The 18362-nt window shown below is 69.8% G+C and carries 17 protein-coding genes; 11 read left to right on the top strand and 6 right to left on the bottom strand.

Annotation, left to right across the window (positions count from 1 at the left end):
- Positions 1 to 87 precede the first annotated feature (87 nt).
- Positions 88 to 1647 carry a GGDEF domain-containing protein gene (locus FHY06_RS22380; RefSeq protein ID WP_260310581.1) on the top strand — a complete coding sequence of 520 codons (1560 nt, stop codon included), beginning with the start codon at positions 88 to 90 and terminating at the stop codon, positions 1645 to 1647.
- On the opposite strand, the gene FHY06_RS22375 is transcribed toward FHY06_RS22380, so the two are convergent.
- Positions 1644 to 2522, bottom strand: a complete 879-nt coding sequence (locus FHY06_RS22375; protein WP_019656963.1) for a LysR substrate-binding domain-containing protein — start codon at positions 2520 to 2522, stop codon at positions 1644 to 1646. The genes FHY06_RS22380 and FHY06_RS22375 overlap by 4 nt on opposite strands.
- 108 nt (positions 2523 to 2630) lie before the next feature.
- On the opposite strand from FHY06_RS22375, the gene FHY06_RS22370 reads away from it, so the two are divergent.
- From FHY06_RS22370 to metC, 4 genes are all read left to right on the top strand, one after another.
- Positions 2631 to 3224 carry a cysteine dioxygenase family protein gene (locus FHY06_RS22370; protein WP_019656962.1) on the top strand — a complete coding sequence of 198 codons (594 nt, stop codon included), beginning with the start codon at positions 2631 to 2633 and terminating at the stop codon, positions 3222 to 3224.
- 87 nt (positions 3225 to 3311) lie between these two features.
- A complete protein-coding gene (locus tag FHY06_RS22365) occupies positions 3312 to 4889 on the top strand; it encodes a rhodanese-like domain-containing protein (protein WP_184606326.1) in 1578 nt (525 codons plus the stop codon).
- A gap of 65 nt (positions 4890 to 4954) precedes the next feature.
- Positions 4955 to 5974: a Bug family tripartite tricarboxylate transporter substrate binding protein gene (locus FHY06_RS22360; RefSeq protein ID WP_145761939.1), complete on the top strand. Its 1020-nt coding sequence runs from the start codon at positions 4955 to 4957 to the stop codon at positions 5972 to 5974.
- A 47-nt stretch (positions 5975 to 6021) separates the two neighbouring features.
- Positions 6022 to 7224 carry a cystathionine beta-lyase gene (gene metC / locus FHY06_RS22355; protein ID WP_184606325.1) on the top strand — a complete coding sequence of 401 codons (1203 nt, stop codon included), beginning with the start codon at positions 6022 to 6024 and terminating at the stop codon, positions 7222 to 7224.
- A 15-nt stretch (positions 7225 to 7239) separates the two neighbouring features.
- Here the strand turns inward: metC and FHY06_RS22350 are convergent, their stop codons facing one another.
- From FHY06_RS22350 to FHY06_RS22330, 5 genes are all read right to left on the bottom strand, one after another.
- Positions 7240 to 7824 (bottom strand): lipocalin family protein, encoded by a 585-nt coding sequence (locus FHY06_RS22350; protein WP_311733715.1) that lies wholly within the window; start codon positions 7822 to 7824, stop codon positions 7240 to 7242.
- Positions 7825 to 7921: 97 nt separating this feature from the next.
- Entirely contained in the window at positions 7922 to 8320 is a 399-nt protein-coding gene (locus tag FHY06_RS22345) for an SEL1-like repeat protein (RefSeq protein ID WP_019656957.1), read from the bottom strand.
- 150 nt (positions 8321 to 8470) lie between these two features.
- A complete protein-coding gene (locus FHY06_RS22340; RefSeq protein WP_132801006.1) occupies positions 8471 to 9274 on the bottom strand; it encodes a class I SAM-dependent methyltransferase in 804 nt (267 codons plus the stop codon).
- Between the two features lie 125 nt (positions 9275 to 9399).
- Complete coding sequence (locus tag FHY06_RS22335) at positions 9400 to 9606, bottom strand: YbdD/YjiX family protein (RefSeq protein WP_019656955.1); 207 nt, start codon at positions 9604 to 9606, stop codon at positions 9400 to 9402.
- Positions 9607 to 9610: 4 nt separating this feature from the next.
- Positions 9611 to 11686, bottom strand: coding sequence for a carbon starvation CstA family protein (locus tag FHY06_RS22330; RefSeq protein ID WP_184606324.1), 2076 nt, complete (start codon positions 11684 to 11686; stop codon positions 9611 to 9613).
- Between the two features lie 216 nt (positions 11687 to 11902).
- Here FHY06_RS22330 and FHY06_RS22325 point away from each other — a divergent pair, with 216 nt between their 5' ends.
- From FHY06_RS22325 to FHY06_RS22300, 6 genes are read left to right on the top strand one after another with little or no spacing between them, the layout of a single operon-like run.
- Positions 11903 to 12310, top strand: a complete 408-nt coding sequence (locus FHY06_RS22325; protein ID WP_126183255.1) for a type IV pilin protein — start codon at positions 11903 to 11905, stop codon at positions 12308 to 12310.
- Entirely contained in the window at positions 12304 to 12861 is a 558-nt protein-coding gene (gene pilV, locus FHY06_RS22320) for a type IV pilus modification protein PilV (protein ID WP_019656952.1), read from the top strand. The genes FHY06_RS22325 and pilV overlap by 7 nt, the downstream gene beginning before the upstream one ends.
- Positions 12858 to 13994, top strand: coding sequence for a PilW family protein (locus FHY06_RS22315; protein ID WP_184606323.1), 1137 nt, complete (start codon positions 12858 to 12860; stop codon positions 13992 to 13994). Before pilV ends, FHY06_RS22315 begins: the two co-directional genes overlap by 4 nt.
- Positions 13991 to 14563: a hypothetical protein gene (locus FHY06_RS22310; protein WP_145761934.1), complete on the top strand. Its 573-nt coding sequence runs from the start codon at positions 13991 to 13993 to the stop codon at positions 14561 to 14563. Before FHY06_RS22315 ends, FHY06_RS22310 begins: the two co-directional genes overlap by 4 nt.
- A gap of 43 nt (positions 14564 to 14606) precedes the next feature.
- Positions 14607 to 17687 carry a pilus assembly protein gene (locus FHY06_RS22305; RefSeq protein WP_260310579.1) on the top strand — a complete coding sequence of 1027 codons (3081 nt, stop codon included), beginning with the start codon at positions 14607 to 14609 and terminating at the stop codon, positions 17685 to 17687.
- Between the two features lie 2 nt (positions 17688 to 17689).
- Positions 17690 to 18223, top strand: a complete 534-nt coding sequence (locus FHY06_RS22300; protein ID WP_184606399.1) for a GspH/FimT family pseudopilin — start codon at positions 17690 to 17692, stop codon at positions 18221 to 18223.
- Positions 18224 to 18362: the final 139 nt, after the last annotated feature.

Here is an 18362-nt window from a genome sequence, read left to right as displayed (position 1 = left end):
CCTACCGCCTCCAGACCCGACGCCAGAGTGACCCTCAGAAAATCCGCAACAAGCCTGGTTTTCCGTCTGCTCGTCATGGGTCTGGCAATGGCGTTCGTCGGAACCGCCGCCAGCTACATCCAGCTCAGCCGGTTCCTGCGCGAGGACCTCACGCAGTCGGTGGCCGCGCAGCAGACGGCACTGGCCGCCTACGTGGCCCGCGACGTCGACAACTACCTGGACGAGCGGCTGGCTTTCCTCGAACGGCTGGCGGGCGCCGTGCCTGCCGGGCTCCTCGCGCAGCCCGGCCAGCTGCGGGCCTGGCTCGCCGAGCGGGGCGCGCTCGGCGGCCTCTTCCCACTGGGCCTGAGCGTGGCCGACACCAGTGGCAAGCGGCTCGATGACGCCGCTCAGCCGGCCGCGGACGGTCCGGAATTCGCCGCCGCGCTCGCCGGCCGCCGCGCGATCGGCCGCCCTCATGCGACGCCCTCCGGGCACTCGGCGCTGCCCATGGCGGTGCCCGTGCGCAACAGCGCGGGCCAGGTGGCCGCGGTGCTGCTGGGCACGGCCGACCTCACGGCCGACGGCCTGCTCGACCACCTGCAGGACGGCCGCGTGGGCCAGAGCGGCGGCATTCTCGTGATCTCGCCGCGCGACCGGCTCTTCGTCGCCTCCACGGATGTCTCGATGTCGCTCACGCCGACGCCGCGCGAAGGCGTGAACCTGCTGCACGACCGCGCCATGGCGGGCTATCGCGGCAGCGGAACCACGCGCAATGCCAAGGGCATCGACGAAATCTCGGCCATCGCCTCGGTGCCGACGAGCGGCTGGTTCGTGGTGGCGCGGCTGCCCGTCGCGGAGGCGCTGGCGCCGGTGGGGCGGATGCAGTCCTTCATCCTGCAGCAGCGCGGGCCCGCGGTGTCGGCGGTGCTCATCGTGCTCGGCTTGGTCATGGCCTGGCTGCTGCGGCCGCTGTTCCGCGCCGCCGACGAAGCCGACCGCATGACCCGTGGCGAACTCCCGCTCGCACCGCTGAAGGTGGTGCGCGACGACGAGATCGGCCATCTCACCCAGGCCTTCAACCGCCTGCTGGCCAAGCTGCTCGACAACCAGGAGGCGCTGCAGCGCATCGCCCATCACGACACGCTCACCGGCCTGCCCAACCGCAAGCTGCTCGACGACCGGCTGCAGCAGGCGCTGGCCCACGCCGGCCGGCAGGGGCACAAGGTGGCGGTGCTGTACCTCGACCTCGACGGATTCAAGGGCCTCAACGACACCTTCGGCCACGAGGCCGGCGACAAGGCCCTGCAGGAAATCGCGCGCCGGCTGCAGGCGCTGGTACGGCAGACGGACACGGTGGCGCGCATCGGCGGCGACGAGTTCGTGCTGCTGGCCACCGGTCTCAACGAGCCCGCCAACGAGGGCGCGCAGGTGCTGGCGCAGCGGTGCATCGACGCGATCGCCGAGCCGCTGCCGCTGGACCGGGCACGCACGGCGATCGGCGTGTCGATCGGCATCGCCCTGGGCGACGGCAGCGAGACGCCGCGCGACCTGCTCGCAGCTGCCGACAAGGCCATGTACCGGGCCAAGCAGGGCGGGCGCGGCACTCACGCGATGTCCGCGGCGAATGCGATGCCCGAGATGTCGGGCGCGGCGTCCAGGCCCTAGGCCGGCATGTCCGTGCGCGGCAGCCGCAGCTGCTTCTTGAGCGTCTCGAACACCTGCCGCGTGACCGGATTCACCACGTGGCTGCGCACGTAGAGGTAGTAGGCCAGGTCGGGCAGCCGCGGCATGCCGTCGCCCGCGCCCAGCACGCGCAGGCCTGCATCGAGCTGCTCCACGCCGCGCGCCGTCACGCCCAGCCCCGCGCGCAGCGCGGCCTTGATGCCGATCAGGCTCGACGAGGTGTAGCGCGGCGTCCAGGCCACCCCGGCCGTGTCGAGCGCCTCGTGGCCGATGCGGCGGAAGATGCTGGGTCCGTCGGCCATGATGAGCGGCACCGGCTTCGTCGGATCGTGCACGTAGCTCGCCGCGCACAGCCACACGGTGGGCGAGTTGCGCAGCACCACGCCTTCGAACTGCGACTGCGCGTCGGCGCGGTTGGAGATGATCATGTCGACCTCGCCGCTCTTGAGCGAGGTCATCAGGTAGGGGCTGCGGCCGATGTGGATGTCGAGCTGCAGCAGCGGCGAGGTGCGCGCCACCTCTGCCAGCAGCAGCGGCAGCATGGTCTCGGCCACGTCGTGCGGCGCGCCGATGCGCAGGTTGCCTTCGAGCTGCCCCTGCCGCAGGCTGCGCAGCGCCTCGTCGTTCAGCGCCAGCATGTGGTGCGCGTAGGTCAGCAGCCTCTCGCCGTGCTCCGTCAGCCGCTTCTGGCGGCCCTGCTTGGCGAAGAGCGGGTGGCCGATCTGCTCTTCGAGCCGCTGCATCTGCTGCGTGATCGCCGACTGCGTGCGCCCCAGGTGCACTGCCGCCGCCGCGAAGCTGTGATGGCTGACGACGGCCGCGAAGGAGCGCAGCAGTTCGAGATCGAGCGTGGGCATGTATTAATTTTATTGAAGTGTTTCCTGCGCGAGCTGGATTGTTGCGTCATGCCTGCGTCACTACAGTGGACGCACATCGAACAGGCAACCCCACTGGAGAAAGACCGAATGAGCAGCACCCCGTCCGAGCAACGCAGCCAGGCCGTCGAGGCGTCCATCGCCACCATGAAGAAGGCCATCGGCGGCGGCGAGCCCACCCGCGAGAAGCTCGGCGTGGTGCTCGATGCGCTGCAGGGCCTGGCCGCGCGCACCGAGTACTGGGGCGCCGCCGACTTCCCGCCGCCCGAAGCCGGCGAGCACCAGGCCCGCTACCTGATCGCCGAAGACCCGGACCAGAGCTACGCGCTCTACCTGAACGTGATGCGCCCGGGCAAGAAGATCGTTCCGCACAACCACACGACCTGGGCCTGCATCGCTGCGGTGGAAGGCACCGAGCACAACCGCGTGTACGAGCGCACCGACGACGGCAGCGTGCCGGGCGTGGGCAGGCTGAAGCAGACGGAGCTGGTCGTCGTCGCGCCGGGCAAGGGCATCGCGCTGATGCCGGAAGACATCCACTCGGTGGAGATCCAGGGCGAACAGGTCATCCGCCACCTGCACATGTACGGCCGGGCGCTGGAGACGCTGAACAGCCGCACCGCCTACGACCTGGAAGCGGGCACGTACCAGACCATGGGCATCGGCGTGCAGACGCGCCGCTAGCCGCTCTTCCTTTCACTCGTTTCCGTTCTTCATGCGGGCCGCACTGGCGGCCTCGCAGGAATTCGTTCGTCCCAACGACTCGCTCTCATGACTCTCTTCATCGACCCGAAGACCCTCAAATCCTGGCTGCACGACGGCGGCGAGATCGCGCTGCTCGACGTGCGCGAGCACGGCCAGTACGGCGAGGCGCATTTGTTCTACGGCATTCCCCTGCCCTTCAGCCGGCTGGAGATCGACGCGCCGCGCCTGGTGCCTCGCCGCGGCGTGCGCACGGTGGTCTACGACGAAGGCGACGGCAGCGAGGTCGCCGAGCGCGCCGCGGCACGGCTCGCCGCGCTGGGCTGCACCGACGTGCACGTGCTGCAGGGCGGCGCCCGCGCATGGAAGGCTGCGGGCTACGTGCTCTTCGCGGGCGTGAACCTGCCTTCGAAGACCTTCGGCGAGCTGGCCGAGGAGGCCTATCACACGCCCCGCGTCAGCGCCGACCAGCTGGCCGGCATGCTGGCGCGCAAGGACAAGGTGGTGGTGCTCGACGGCCGCCCCGCCAGCGAGTTCCGCAAGATGAACATCCCCGGCGCCACCTGCTGCCCCAACGGCGAGCTGGCCTACCGCGTGCGCCGGCTGGTGCCCGACACCACCACGCCCATCGTCATCAACTGCGCGGGCCGCACGCGCAGCATCATCGGCGCGCAGACGCTCATCAACCTCGGCCTGCCCAACCCGGTGTATGCGCTGGAGAACGGCACGCAGGGCTGGTACCTCAACGACCACACGCTGGAGCACGGCGGCACACAGCGCTATGCCGACGACAGCGGCAACACCGACCTGCGCCCCGCCGCGAAGGCGCTGGCCGCACGTTTCGACGTGCCCACCGTGAACGCGCAGACCGTGCGCCAGTGGGCCGACGACGCGAGCCGAAGCCTGTTCCTCTGCGACGTGCGCACGCCGGAGGAATTCGCGGCCGGCACCCTGCCCGGCGCGCAGCACACGCCGGGCGGCCAGCTGATGCAGGCCGGCGACCAGTATTTCGGCGTGCGCGGTGCGCGGCTGGTGCTGTTCGACAGCGACGGCGTGCGCGCACCCACCGTCGCGAGCTGGCTGCGGCAGATGGGGCACGACGCAAGCGTGCTCGAAGGCGGGCTGGAGAGCGGGCTCGCCCTTGCGCCGGCCGAAGCGCCTGCCGCACCCGCGCTCGGCGCCATCGATGCGAAGACGCTCGCCGCGCGCATCGAGCGCAACGACGTGGCGGTGGTCGACCTGCGCGGCAGCATGCAGTTTCGCGCCGGCCACATCGCGCAGGCGCGCTGGTCGATCCGGCCTCGCCTCGCCGCCGACCTGCAGGGCGAGACGCGCCAGATCGTGCTGGTGGCCGACGAAGCCGCGCTCGCCGCATGGGCCGCCGCCTCCGAACTCGCGGGCATCTCGCCCGCCCCGCTGCTGCTTGCCGGTGGCATGGCCGCCTGGAGCGCCGCCGGCCTGCCGGTGGAAGCCACGCCCGAGCTGCCCGCAGATGCGGACTGCATCGACTACCTGTTCTTCGTGCACGACCGGCACGACGGCAACAAGGAGGCCGCACGCCGCTACCTCGCCTGGGAGACCGGCCTCGTCGCCCAACTCGACGCGCAGGAGCGCGCCGCCTTCCGGCTGCCGGCGCCCCACGCCTGAGCCGTCCTTCTTCCGCCCCCGCCTTTCGTTCGTCCTTGTCAGTTCCCAGCCCCAGGAGTTCCGTCATGCCGTTCGCCAGCCGCATCCCGCACATCGCCCACATCGCCCGACTTGCCGTCGCAGCCGCCTGGCTCTCGGCGCTCGCGCTGCAGCCAGCCACCGCCGACCCGATGGCGCCGCGCAACGGCTTTCCGTCGCAGCCGGTGAAGTTCATCTCGCCCTTCCCGCCGGGCGGCGGCAACGACGCGACGGCGCGCCTGGTCACCACCAAGCTGCCGGAGATCATGGGACAGGCCGCGCTGGTCGACAACCGCGGCGGGGCGGGCGGCAACATCGGCGCCAAGGCGGTAGCCGACGCCAAGCCCGACGGCTACACCGTGCTCACCTCGCAGGTGTCGATCATGGCGGTGAACCCCACGCTGTATGGCTCGCCGGGCTTCGACCCGGTCAAGAACTTCGTGCCCATCACGCAGATCAACGCCGCCCCGCTCGCGCTGGTGGTGGAGGCCAACTCGCCCATCAAGAGCTTCGCCGACCTCGCCGCCAAGGCCAAGGCCAGCCCCGGCAAGGTGACCTACGCGACGCCGGGCAACGGCACGCTCTCGCACCTGGTGGGCGTGGTGCTCGCCAAGGACAACGGCGTGGAGATGACGCACGTGCCCTACAAGGGCGCCGGCCCGGCGCTGACCGACCTGATCGGCGGGCAGGTCGACCTGATGGTCACATCCACCGCCTCGGTGGCCGGCTTCGTGCAGAACGGCAAGCTGCGCGTGCTGGCCGTGACCAGCCCGCGGCGCATCGGCGTGTTCGCGAAGGTGCCCACGCTGGAAGAGCTGGGCTACAACGGCGCGCGCTTCGAGGACTGGTACGGCTTCTTCGCGCCGGCCGGTACTCCGCCCGAGCGCGTGACCTTCCTCAACGAAGCCATCGTGCGCACGCTGCGCCTGCCCGAGGTGAGCAAGCTGGTCACCGACGGCGGCAGCGAGGTGGTGGCGAGCACGCCCGAGGCCTTCGCGGCGCAGCTGAAGCAGGACATCGAGCGCTGGTCGCGCATCGTCAAGCTTTCGGGTGCGCGCGCCGACTGATTGAAGCAACATAGCGGCCCCTGCTTTCCCTTCCCCGCCAGAACACGATGCCCGACTCGCACCACGCTCCATCCGGCCTGACGCTGGACACCCGGCTCACCCGCACCGGCAAGGCCCCGTCCCATGCCGGCGGCGTGCCGGTCAACACGCCGCTGGTGCGCGCCAGCACCGTGCTCTTCGACAGCGTGGGCGCCATGCGCGACGCACGCACGCGCCGCGACGAGGAGCGCGTCTTCAGCTACGGCGCGCGCGGCACGCCCACCACCTTCGCGCTGGAGGACGCGGTGAGCGAGCTCGAGGGCGCCTGGCGCACGCGGCTCTTCCCGACCGGCCTCGCGGCCATCGGCATGGTGCTGCTGTCGTACCTGAAGCCGGGCGACCACGTGCTGATGTCCGACAGCGTGTACGAGCCCACGCGCAACCTCGTGCATTCCTTCCTGGAGCCCTACGGCATCCGCAGCAGCTTCTTCGCGGCGGACGGCAGCGGCATCGAGGAACTGTTCGAGCCGAACACGCGCCTCGTGTATGCCGAATGCCCCGGATCGCTGGTCTACGAGATGTGCGACCTGCCCAGGCTTGCCGAGCTGGCGCACGCGCGCGGCGCCCTGCTCGCGGCCGACAACACCTGGGGCTCGGGCGTCCAGTACCGCCCGCTCGCGCTGGGCGCCGACATCTCGACGATGGCCGCGACCAAGTACCTCTCGGGCCACTCCGACGTGATGATGGGCACCGTCGCCACCACCGAGGCCGCGTGGCGCCCGCTCAACGAGCGCTGCGACGCCTTCGGCATGACCGTGAGCCCCGACGACGCATGGCTGGTGCTGCGCGGCATGCGCACGCTGTCGGCGCGGCTGCAGGTGCACGAGAGGCATGCGCTGGAAGTGGCGCGATGGCTCCAGCAGCGCCCGGAGGTCGAGACCGTGTTCTGCCCAGCGCTGCCGCAGCATCCGGGCCACGAGATCTGGAAGCGCGACTGCAGCGGCACGAACGGACTGATCTCCATCGAGCTGAAGCCCGGCATCGCGAACCCGGCCGTGGAGCGCTTCGTCGACGCCCTCGGCCTCTTCGGACGCGGCTCGTCGTGGGGCGGCTACGAGAGCCTCGTCGCCTGGACCAACATGCGCGCCGCACGCAGCGTGACGGACTGGAGCCGGCGTGGCGCGGTGGTGCGGTTGCACATCGGCCTGGAGTCGCCGCAGGATCTCATGGCGGACCTGGCGCGCGGCTTCGAGGCGATGGCCTCGGCCTGAGCCGGAACGTAGCGGCTACTTCGATGCGCCGGCCTGTTCCTCGGGCCAGCGCTGCGGCACGCGGCGCAGGTTCTCCACCGAGTAGCCAAGCCCCTTGAGGCGCGCGACCGCCGCCTCGTAGGCCGGCTCGGGAATGCTGGGTGTGCGCGCCATGATCCAGGCGTAGTCGCGCTTGCTGCGGCCGATGATCGTCAAACCGTAGTCCTTGTCGACGTCGACGATCACGTACTCCGCCTTCACCGGCCACACGAACTGCATGCCCCACACCGCGTTGCCGGTGCCGGGCACCACGCGGCCGACAGGGTTCATCGTCTTCAGCGGGCCGTCGAAGCTGCCTTCGCGGTAGCGGAAGCGCGTGTCGATGCGGCCATCGGGCTGCAGCGTGTACGACTCCACCGCATTGAAGGCATCGCGCTCGGGCCGTGTCGGGATGTTGCCGATCACGTACCAGTCGCCCATGAAGCGCTGCAGGTCGACCTGCTTCGCCGTGGGAATGGTGGGCGGCGACACCGCGCACCCGGCGACGAGGAGCATCGTCGCCACGCCTGCCGCGATGACAAGAGCCGGGCCGGCCAGTGGATATTTCGGGTGTCTCTTCATCTTGCTCGTGCCTCCGATGGAAGAGCCCCAGCCTAGCGGCCTCCCCGGCAGGCCGACGTCAGACGGCGCCTTTGCCCGCGATCGGGCGCCCGGCCCTTCAGCCGCAGGCGCGCCGGCCGTCGGGCGAGCTGCGCAGGCGGTTCAGGAAGGTCAGCTGCACCTTCGCCGTCTCGCTGCCCTGCACTGCCGCGCGGCGCATCCACTCGCCGGCCTCGCAGCGGTCGGCCTTCACGGCACTGCCGTAGAGCGCGGGCCCGGTCATCAGCACCATGCCCAGCATCTCCTGTGCCTCGGCGTGGCCGTCGGTGGCGGCGTCGCGCAGGTGCTGGAGCATGGCGCGGTAGTCGCGCGCGGCCTGGGCCTCGAGCGCGAGCTGGAAGCGCTGCTCGGCCTGCAGGTCGATGTCCGCGCCCGAAGGACGCGCCGCGCTGATCGCGGCCGCCAGCATCAGCACGCCCGAGAGCACCACACGCAGGCGAAGCGAGAGGCCGGTCATCCGGCCGAGGTCGAGTTGTTCGGATGGCATCGATGCGCTCCACGGATGTTGTTGTCGTGGAGGCATCGTCGCGCTGCCGGGCCGATCGGAAAAGCTGGAATTGGCGCAGCCGGCCTCAGGCGCAGGCTGAGCCGGCTTCACCGCGGGCGGTCAGCGTGCCCGCGCGCGCGTCAGCAGGTAGCTCTGGTGCACCACGTTGTCGACGTAGTAGGGCTCGGCGAGCGCATCGAATTCGGCCCGCAGCGCGGCAAGCTTCGTCGGATCGGCGGCGAGGCCCTCCACGAGCTTGCGCATCGGGCCGACCGAGCGCTCCAGGAACAGGCGGAAGTGGCCGATGCTCAGGGCCGGGAAGTGCATGGTGCCGCGGTCGAAGAACGGCGCCTCGAAGTGCGGCCCCAGGCGCTCCGTGACGATGCCGGGGTTGCCCCATTGCGGCGGCGGCGACGCGCCGGCCGGAGGTGGCGGCGAGTTGCGCCCGATGAAGGCGAACATGCGGCCCACGAAGTGCTCGGGCGGCCAGGTGGCGAAGGCGATCCGCCCGCCGGGCTTGAGCACGCGGCGCATCTCGGCCACGGCGACTTCGGGCCGCGGCGCGAACATGTGGCCGAACTGGCTGAGCACCACGTCGAAGGAGGCATCGGCGTACGGGAGGTTCTCGGCATCGCCCTCGGTCCAGGCGATGTCGCCGTGCCCGGAGATGCCGGCGTTCTCGCGCGCGGCCTCGATCAGTTCAGGCGTGAGGTCGAGGCCCGTGACGCGTGCGCCGCGGCGGGCCGCGGTGACGGCCACGACGCCGGTGCCGGTGCCCACGTCCAGCACCGACTCGCCCTCGGCGATCTGCGCGAACCGGACGAGATGCCCGGCCACCGGCGTGGTGAACATGGCGGTCGGCGCGAAGGTCGACCACATCTCGCGCTGCCGGTTCTTGAAGTCTGCAAAGGGATCCTGCGACATATCGCCCTCCATGCCAGCCAGGGGCCGTGGACATGGAGGGGACTCTAGGCCCGGGGATCGGCCCCGTCCATCCCGCTGGACGGGGCTTCGATCGGAAAGAGCTGTAACGCAATCCCGCGTTCGGCTCAGCAGCAGCGCCCCTTGCCGGCCCCGTAGCGCGCCTCCAGCCGCTCGCGGAAGAAGGCCTCGTAGCTCATCGGCGGCCGCTCGGGGTGGGTGGCCGCCATGTGGGTCAGGTAGGCGTCGTAGTCGGGCAGCCCGACCATGAGCCGCAGCGACTGCTTGAGCGAGCGCGCGAAGTAGCGCCCGGCTTCCGGCAATGCGAGGCCCATGGCTTCAGTGGGCGGGCGTCGCGGCGGCGGCGCCCATGGGTTCGAACGGCGTTTCCTGCGTCGTCGGGCGGTTGGCCGCGCGCGCCGCGATGCAGGCCTTGATGCTGTAGACCAGCACGCTCAGCACCACGAAGATGAAGAGCGCGCACAGCGCGGCGTCGAGGCGGTCGTTGAAGACGATGCGCGACATCGCTTCGGGCGTCTTGGCCGGCGCCACCAGCACGCCGTTGGCGATGCCTTCGGTGTACTTGGCTGCGTGCGAGAGGAAGCCGATCTTCGGGTCGGACGAGAAGATCTTCTGCCAGCCCGCCGTGAGCGTGCACGCCAGCAGCCATGCGGCCGGCGCGATGGCCACCCACGCATAGCGCTCGCGCTTCATGCGGAACAGCACCACCACGCCCAGCATCAGCGCCACCGCGGCCAGCATCTGGTTGGAGATGCCGAAGAGCGGCCACAGCGTATTGATGCCGCCCAGCGGATCGACCACGCCCTGGTACAGGAAGTAGCCCCAGGCCGCCACGCACAGCGCGGTGGCGACGAGGTTGGCCGGCAGCGAGTCGGTGCGCTTGAGCGCGGGCACGAAGCTGCCCAGCAGGTCCTGCAGCATGAAGCGGCCCGCGCGGGTGCCGGCATCGACCGCCGTGAGGATGAACAGCGCCTCGAACAGGATCGCGAAGTGGTACCAGAAGGCCATCATGGCCTGCCCGCCGATCGCCTGGTGAAGGATGTGGGCCATGCCCACGGCCAGCGTCGGCGCGCCGCCGGTGCGCCCGAGGATGGTGGTCTCGCCCACGTCCTTGGCGGTCTGCACCAGCATCTCGGGCGTGATCACGAAGCCCCAGCCCGACACGGTGGCCGCCACCTGCTGCGCGGTGGTGCCGACCAGCGCGCCGGGACTGTTCATCGCGAAGTAGATGCCGGGCTCGATGCACGAGGCCGCCACCAGCGCCATCACCGCGACGAAGGACTCCGCCAGCATGCCGCCGTAGCCGATGAAGCGCGCGTGGCGCTCGTTGTCGAGCATCTTGGGCGTGGTGCCCGAGGAGATGAGCGCGTGGAAGCCGGAGACGGCGCCGCAGGCGATGGTGATGAACAGGAACGGGAACAGGCTGCCCGACCACACCGGGCCGTTGCCCTGCGCGAACTGCGTGACGGCGGGCATCTGCAGCGTGGGCATCACGAACACGATGCCGATGGCCAGCGCGATGATGGTGCCGATCTTCAGGAAGGTCGAGAGGTAGTCGCGCGGCGCGAGAAGCAGCCACACGGGCAGGCTCGCTGCGACGAAGCCGTAGCCCACCAGCATCCAGGTGAGCGCCTTGCCGTCGAAGGTGAAGAGCGGCGCCCATTCGGGGTTCTGGCTCACGGCCTGGCCGCCGAAGATGGCGAGCATCAGCAGCACGAAGCCGATCAGCGACACCTCGCCGATGCGCCCCGGGCGGATGTAGCGCAGGTACACGCCCATGAAGAGCGCCACGGGAATGGTCGCGGCCACCGTGAAGGTGCCCCACGGCGATTCGGCCAGCGCCTTCACCACGATCAGCGCCAGCACCGCGAGGATGATGATCATGATCATGAAGGTGCCGAACAGCGCGATCATGCCGGGCACCGGCCCCATCTCCTGCTTGACGAGGTCGCCCAGCGAGCGGCCGTCGCGCCGCGTGGAGATGAACAGCACGATGAAGTCCTGCACCGCGCCGGCGAACACCACGCCGGCCAGCACCCACAGCAGGCCGGGCAGGTAGCCCATCTGCGCCGCCAGCACCGGCCCCACCAGCGGGCCCGCGCCCGCGATGGCCGCGAAATGGTGGCCGAACAGCACGTTCTTGTCGGTCGGCACGTAGTCCAGGCCGTCGTTGTGGCGGTGCGCCGGCGTCTTGCGGCTGCCGTCCAGGCCCAGGACCTTGTCGGCGATGAAGAGGCTGTAGTAGCGGTAGGCGATGAGATAGGTGCAGATCGCGGCGGCCACCACCCAGAGGGCGTTGACGCTTTCGCCGCGGGTCAGGGCCACGGTGCCCAGCGCGAACGCGCCGACCACGGCCACGACCAGCCACACCAGATGGCGTCGGATGCTGTGCATGCGGATGTCTCCTTGGATTGAACCCGGGAGTTTTGCCGGGCGGGGGCGCCGGCGCATCCGTCGGACCGCGCGGGGCGGGCGCGTGGCTTTGCGTAATGGAAAACCCTGGATTCGGCCGTGGCAGACACCGCACAGCGGAGCCTCCTGACCCTGCATCTTGCTTAAATGTGATAAATTCACATAATTAACAATGTGAAACATTCCTTTCGAGCCACGATGAACCAGCATCCGCAGGCACGCAGACGCAGCAGCGGCTTCACATTGATCGAGGTCATGGTCACGGTGGCGATCGTGGCCATCCTGGCGGCCATCGCGCTGCCGAGCTACCAGCAGTACGTCATCCGTTCCAAGCGCTCGGCGGCCCAGGCGCAGATGATGGACATCGCCAACCGGCAGCAGCAGTTCCTCATTGCCAACCGCGGCTATGCCGACAAGGCGGCGCTCACCGCGAGCGGCTACAGCCTGCCGCCGGAGGTCTCGGCGAACTACAGCTACGACGTCACCCTCTCGACCTCCGGCGCCCCGGGCTACACGCTCACCTTCACGCCGACCGGCTCGCAGTCGGGCGACGGCAACCTCGGCCTCACCAGCGAAGGCGTGAAGACGCCGGCAGGCAAATGGTGAAGAGCAGCCCCGTCCGGCGCCAGCGCGGCGCCACGCTCCTGGAAGTGCTGGTCACACTGCTCGTGCTGGCCATCGGCCTGTTCGGACTCGTGGGGCTTCAGGCGCGCATGCAGGCCTCCGAGATGGAGTCGTACCAGCGCTCGCAGGCGCTGATCCTGCTGAACGACATGGCCAGCCGCATCGCGACCAACCGCCGCACGGCGGCCAGCTACGTCACCAGCGCGCCGCTGGGCGCCGACGCCGCCTGTCCCACCGCCACTGCGACGCGGCAGCAGGTGGACGCCAAGGAATGGTGCAACGCACTGCAGGGCGCGGCCGAGATCTCCGGCGGCAGCAAGCTCGGCACCGTGATCGGCGGGCGCGGCTGCGTGGAGGACATGGGCAACAACGAGTACCTGGTCACCGTCGCATGGCAGGGGTTGGGGCCGATCTCGGCGCCGCCTTCCGGCGTGGCCTGCGGCAAGGGCCAGTACGACAGCGGCACCACCTGCACGGGCGACAAATGCCGCCGCACCGTGACCACGCTGGTGCGCATCGGGTCGCTCTCATGAACCGCCCACGCGCTCCGCGGCACGGCCAGCGCGGCCTGACGCTGATCGAGCTGATGGTGGCCATCACCATCACGCTCATCGTGGTGGCCGCGCTGCTCGCGCTCTTTCTCAACGTGAGCAACTCCCAGCGCGAGCTGGAGCGGGTCAACCGCCAGATCGAGACCGGGCGCCTCAGCACGTTCGTGCTCGAGAACGAGATCTCCCACGCCGGCTTCTGGGAGAACTACATGCCCGAGTTCGACGACCTTACCGTCACGGGCGCTCCCACGCACGTGCCCACCGGCGCGCTGCCCGACCCGTGCCTGCCCTACTCCGCCGCGAACTGGACCGACGACTACAAGCGCCAGCTGCTGGACATCCCGGTGCAGACCTACGACAGCGTGCCCGCGAGCTGCACAGACCTGCTGAAGAACAAGAAGGCCGGCACCGACATCATCGTGGTGCGCCACGCCGAGACCTGCCTGCCCGGCACACCCAACTGCGACGCCGACACGACCGGCGCCATGTATTTCCAGTCGTCGCTGTGCGGCACGCAGAAGCCGTCGGCCTTCGACCTGTCGACCGCCGGCTTCGGCAACATGCTCCGCAAGGACTGCACCACGCCCTCGCCCAAGCGCAAGCTGGTGGCCGACATCTACTACGTGCGCGACTACGCCGACGCCGTGGGCGACGGCATTCCCACGCTGGCGCGCTCGCGCTTCGACTTCGTGGGCGGCACGCTGGCGCAGCAGCCGCCCACGCCGCTGATCGAAGGCGTCGAGGGCTTCCGCGTCGAACTCGGCCTCGACACGTTGAGCAAGACCGGCGCCGCCGTCGACTACACCACGGCCATCGCCTGGGCCGACCCGGCGAACAAGTCCACGCCGGCCAACCGCGGCGACGGCAGCCCCGACGGCAACTTCGTGCACTGCACCACGAGCCCCGCCTGTACCGCCGACCAGCTCGTCAACGTGGTGGCCGTCAAGCTCTTCGTTCTGGCACGCAGTTCCGAGGCATCGCCGGGCCACACCGACACACGCACCTACCAGCTCGGCGGTGCCACGCTGGGGCCGTTCAACGACCACTACAAGCGGCACGCGTTCTCCACCTCCGTGCGCCTGAGCAACGTCACCGGCCGAAGGGAGACGCCATGAACACACGCGCGCCGCTCGCCCGCGGTGCCGGCCAGCGCGGCGCCGCCCTGCTCATCGGGATGATCATGCTGCTGCTGATCACCCTCGTGGTCACGGCCGCCTTCAACCTGAGCAACGCCAACCTCAAGGCGGTGGGCAACCTGCAGACGCGCAACGAGGCGGTGGCTGCCGCCAACCGCGCGATCGAGGAAGCCGCCACCAGCCTGCTCGTGCCCGGCAGCGACGGCAGCCCGACGCTGGCGCCGCCGCAGCGGACGGTGAGCATGGTCGACATCGACAACGACGGCGTCACCGACTACGTCGTGAACGTCGCGCCGCCGGTGTGCGTGCGCGCCACCAAGGCGCTGGACACCGGCAGCGGCGGCAGCACTGGCCCGGGCGGCGTCACGGGCGGCGCGTCGAGCAGCGGCTCGGGCCTCTCGACGCTGCCCGACCAATACAACTCCGTGTGGGACATCAGCACCACGGTCACCGATGCCCGCAACACCAGCGGCGCCACCACCTCCGTGCGCCAGGGCGTGCGTGCCCTGCTCAACAAGGCGCAGTTCGAAGCGTTCTGCGCTTCCTAGGCATGCCCTCCCACGACAACCCGACGACGAACAGGCCCGCACCATGACCCGGAAACTTCTCGCTTCGCTGTGGACAGCCGCCGCGCTCGCTGCGTTGACGGCAATGCCGGCGGGCCCGGCCCACGCCGAGGACATCGACCTCTTCGTAGGCTACAACCCAAGCGCTGCGCAGACGCCGAACGTGCTCTTCGTGCTGGACAACACGGCCAACTGGAACCAGCCCTTCACCGCCGAGATGACCGCGCTGGCGTCGGCGTTCGAAAGCCTGAAGTCCAACAGGTTCAAGGTCGGCCTGATGATGTTCACCGAGACCGGCCAGGGCAACTCCAACTCCGACGGCGGCTACGTGCGCGCCGCGGTGCGCACGATGGACGACGGCACCAAGGTCAAGTACGGCGCGCTCATCCGCAGCCTGGACAAACTGGCGGACAAGTCCAACGGCGGCAAGGCCGGCAAGACCATGGCAGAGGTCTACCGATACCTGGCCAATGGCGCGCCCATCGCCGGCAACGGCAAGGTCAAGGCCGACTACAGCGGCAACACGAGCGGCACGGCGGCCTCCAAGGCCATCTACGCGCTGCCGCGCAACGCGCTCGGCAGCTTCTCCGCCACCACCTACGTCGGCCCCAGCACCGAGAACTGCACCGGCACCTTCGTCATCTACATCAGCAACGGCGCGGCGCAGGACAACACCAGCGACAGCCAGACCTCCAACGCCGCCCTGCGCGCTGCGGGCGGCGACGCGACGCAGATCGCCCTGAGCCCCAGCGGCTCGCAGGACAACACAGCCGACGAGTGGTCGCGCTTCCTGCAGACGAGCATGGGCGTGAAGGTCTACACCATCGAGGCCGCCAAGGCGACCGGCGGCCAGGGCCCGGGCTGGACCTCGCTGCTCAAGAGCATGGCCACGCAGAGCAAGGGCGAGTACTACGACATCTCCTCCAAGCCCGACCTGGGCAGCGCGCTCGGCGCGGCGCTGGACGACATCTTCAGCAAGATCCAGTCGGTCAACAGCGTGTTCTCCTCTGTGAGCCTGCCGGTGAGCGTGAACACCCAGGGCACCTACCTGAACCAGGTGTTCGTGGGCATGTTCCGCCCCGACCAGGATGCCTTTGCGCGCTGGAACGGCAACCTCAAGCAATACAAGCTAGGGCTCGACAGCAGCAACCAGCTGATCCTGCAGGACTCGGTGGGCGCCAACGCGGTGAACAACCAGACCGGCTTCGTCGCTCCCTGCGCCCGCAGCTTCTGGACGCCCGCGCCGAGCGACACCGACCTGTACTGGAGCTTCCGGCCCTCGGGAGACTGCATCGGCAAGGAAGCCGCCGACAGCCCCGACGGCAACGTGGTGGAGAAAGGTGCGCAGGGCTACATGCTGCGCCGCATGGCCGTCGCCAACCGGAACATGAAGACCTGCACGCCGGGCAGCTGCACGGCACTCACCGCCTTCGCCGACGGCAACGCCGCCATCACCAAGGCTGCGCTGGGCGTCACCGCCGACACCGACCGCACTTTGATCATCAACTGGGCGCGCGGCCTCGACGACAAGGGCGACGAGCGGCCCGACGCGCAGGGCAACCCCGTCACCTCCACCTCGATGCGCCCTTCGGTGCACGGCGACGTGGTGCACTCGCGGCCGGTGGCCATCAACTACGGCACCGACGCCGCGCCCCAGGTGGTGGTGTTCTACGGCGGCAACGACGGCGTGCTGCGCGCAGTCAACGGCAACCGCACCGCGGCCATCGGCTCGGCCGCGGCGGGCGACGAGCTCTGGTCGTTCATGCCGCCGGAGTTCTACGGCAGCATCAAGCGGCTGTACGACAACAGCACGCGCATCAGCTTCCCCCTGCTGCCGGTCACCTCGGGTGCGGTGGAGCCCAAGCCCTACGGCATGGACGGGCCGGTCTCGGCCTATCGCCAGGGCAGCACCGCCTGGCTCTACGCGAGCATGCGCCGCGGCGGCCGGCTGATCTACGCCTTCGACGTCTCCTCCGCCGCCTCGCCCACGCTGAAATGGCGCAAGGGCTGCCCCAACCAGGGCGACGACGTCGGCTGCGACAGCGGCTTCGAGGGCTTCGGCCAGACCTGGTCTGCCCCCAAGGTCATGCGCGCCAACGGCTACGGCGGCGGCAACAGCCCGCTGCTGATCTTCGGCGGCGGCTACGACAAGTGCGAGGACGTCGACACCAACAGCGCAGCCCAGGCCTGCGGCACGGCAGCGAAGGGCAGCGGCATCTACGTGCTCGACGCCGACACCGGCGCGCGGCTGCAGATGTTCCCCACCGCGCGGCCCGTGGTGGGCGAGGTCAGCGTGGTCACCGATTCGCTCGGCATCGCGCGCATCGCCTACGCGGCCGACCTGGGCGGCAATGTCTATCGCATCGCCCTCGGCAGCGGGGCACCCGCGGCCTGGACCATGACGCAGGTCGCCTCGCTGGGCTGCGACACGGTGACCACCTGCACCCCCAACCGCAAGTTCATGTTCGCGCCCGACGTGGTGGAGGACAACGGTGCCTTCGTCATCCTGCTGGGCTCGGGCGACCGCGAGAAGCCCCTGCGCTACTACAACGTCGCGCTGGGTGTGGCCAACCGCTTCTACATGCTGGTCGACAAGCCCACCGACAGCACCTGGCTGAGCAGCGAGACCAGCAACTGCGGCGCCGGCAACGGCCTGCTGTGCCAGGCTTCGCTGCTGCCCATCACCGACACCTCCACGCCGACCTCCTCCGACCTCGCGACGAAGAAGGGCTGGTACCTCGCCCTCGCCGCGGGCGAGCAGGTGGTGACCAGCTCGGTCACCGCCTACGGCACCACCACCTTCAACACCCACACGCCGAGCAACCCGAACGCGCAGATGTGCCGCGCCGACCTCGGCACCGCGCGCGTCTACAACGTGTCGTACGTCAACGCCGCACCCCAGGGCCCCGGCGGCCGCTTCCAGAACGTGGTGGGCGGCGGCCTCGCGCCCTCGCCGGTGGTGGGCCGCGTCCAGCTCGACGACGGCAGCATGCGCGACGTGGTGATCGGCGCCAACCCCGACTCGTTCCTGAGCCCCAAGGGCACCGCACCCAAGGCCGCGTTCAAGCAGCCCAAGGGCCGGGTCTACTGGTTCATCCAGAAGTGAGCATGCGCAGCACCGGCAACATGCGCTACCGGCCCCGCACTGCCCACGCCCCCGGCTTCACGCTGGTGGAGCTGATGGTCACGGTGGCCGTGCTGGTGGTGCTCGTCGCCATCGCCGTGCCCTCGTTCGACGGCATCCGGCTTTCCATGCGACTGAGCAGCTATGCCACCTCGCTGGTGGCGGGCAGCCAACTCGCGCGCAGCGAGGCCATCAAGCGCAACGCGCCGGTCACCCTCTGCGCCTCGGCCGACGGCACCAGCTGCAGCACCAACGGCCAGTGGGAAGCCGGCTGGATCGTGCTGAGCGGCACGCAGGTGCTGCGCGTGGAAAGTGCGGCGGCCTCCGGCTACCTGCTGCGCGAGGCGGGCGGCGCGAGCGCCATCGTGTTCCAGGCCACCGGCGTGGGCGCCAGCCAGAGCCGGATCACCATCTGCCGCAGCGCACCGAGCGCCAACCAGTCGCGCGCCGTGAACATCAGCGCCACCGGGCGCACCAACGTCACGAGGTCGAACGACGGCACCTGCACCGCCACCTAGCCTTCCCCGCGGGCACACGGCCGGGGCGGCCTTCGCGGACGAACGACAATACCCCGCTGCGAAGGGGGCTGGAATCCGCTCCGGCACGGCTGGAAGCCCGGGCCCCTTCTCCCTTCTTGTCTCGGACGCAAAGAACCAG

It is taken from the genome of Variovorax atrisoli (assembly GCF_014195185.1).
GTDB lineage: Bacteria > Pseudomonadota > Gammaproteobacteria > Burkholderiales > Burkholderiaceae_C > Variovorax > Variovorax atrisoli.
The sequence above is the reverse complement of the archived record's forward strand: the minus strand, read 5'-3'. Positions and strand labels throughout refer to the sequence as shown.

Coding starts and splice junctions, on each gene's coding strand:
- FHY06_RS22380 (WP_260310581.1), top strand. CDS start 88: ATGGCGTTCGTCGGAACCGCCGCCAGCTACATCCAGCTCAGCCGGTTC.
- FHY06_RS22340 (WP_132801006.1), bottom strand. CDS start 9,274: ATGTCGCAGGATCCCTTTGCAGACTTCAAGAACCGGCAGCGCGAGATG.
- FHY06_RS22315 (WP_184606323.1), top strand. CDS start 12,858: ATGAACCGCCCACGCGCTCCGCGGCACGGCCAGCGCGGCCTGACGCTG.
- pilV (WP_019656952.1), top strand. CDS start 12,304: ATGGTGAAGAGCAGCCCCGTCCGGCGCCAGCGCGGCGCCACGCTCCTG.
- FHY06_RS22350 (WP_311733715.1), bottom strand. CDS start 7,824: ATGAAGAGACACCCGAAATATCCACTGGCCGGCCCGGCTCTTGTCATC.
- FHY06_RS22300 (WP_184606399.1), top strand. CDS start 17,690: ATGCGCAGCACCGGCAACATGCGCTACCGGCCCCGCACTGCCCACGCC.
- FHY06_RS22330 (WP_184606324.1), bottom strand. CDS start 11,686: ATGCACAGCATCCGACGCCATCTGGTGTGGCTGGTCGTGGCCGTGGTC.
- FHY06_RS22375 (WP_019656963.1), bottom strand. CDS start 2,522: ATGCCCACGCTCGATCTCGAACTGCTGCGCTCCTTCGCGGCCGTCGTC.
- FHY06_RS22345 (WP_019656957.1), bottom strand. CDS start 8,320: ATGACCGGCCTCTCGCTTCGCCTGCGTGTGGTGCTCTCGGGCGTGCTG.
- FHY06_RS22335 (WP_019656955.1), bottom strand. CDS start 9,606: ATGGGCCTCGCATTGCCGGAAGCCGGGCGCTACTTCGCGCGCTCGCTC.
- FHY06_RS22365 (WP_184606326.1), top strand. CDS start 3,312: ATGACTCTCTTCATCGACCCGAAGACCCTCAAATCCTGGCTGCACGAC.
- FHY06_RS22370 (WP_019656962.1), top strand. CDS start 2,631: ATGAGCAGCACCCCGTCCGAGCAACGCAGCCAGGCCGTCGAGGCGTCC.
- FHY06_RS22305 (WP_260310579.1), top strand. CDS start 14,607: ATGACCCGGAAACTTCTCGCTTCGCTGTGGACAGCCGCCGCGCTCGCT.
- FHY06_RS22360 (WP_145761939.1), top strand. CDS start 4,955: ATGCCGTTCGCCAGCCGCATCCCGCACATCGCCCACATCGCCCGACTT.
- FHY06_RS22310 (WP_145761934.1), top strand. CDS start 13,991: ATGAACACACGCGCGCCGCTCGCCCGCGGTGCCGGCCAGCGCGGCGCC.
- FHY06_RS22325 (WP_126183255.1), top strand. CDS start 11,903: ATGAACCAGCATCCGCAGGCACGCAGACGCAGCAGCGGCTTCACATTG.
- metC (WP_184606325.1), top strand. CDS start 6,022: ATGCCCGACTCGCACCACGCTCCATCCGGCCTGACGCTGGACACCCGG.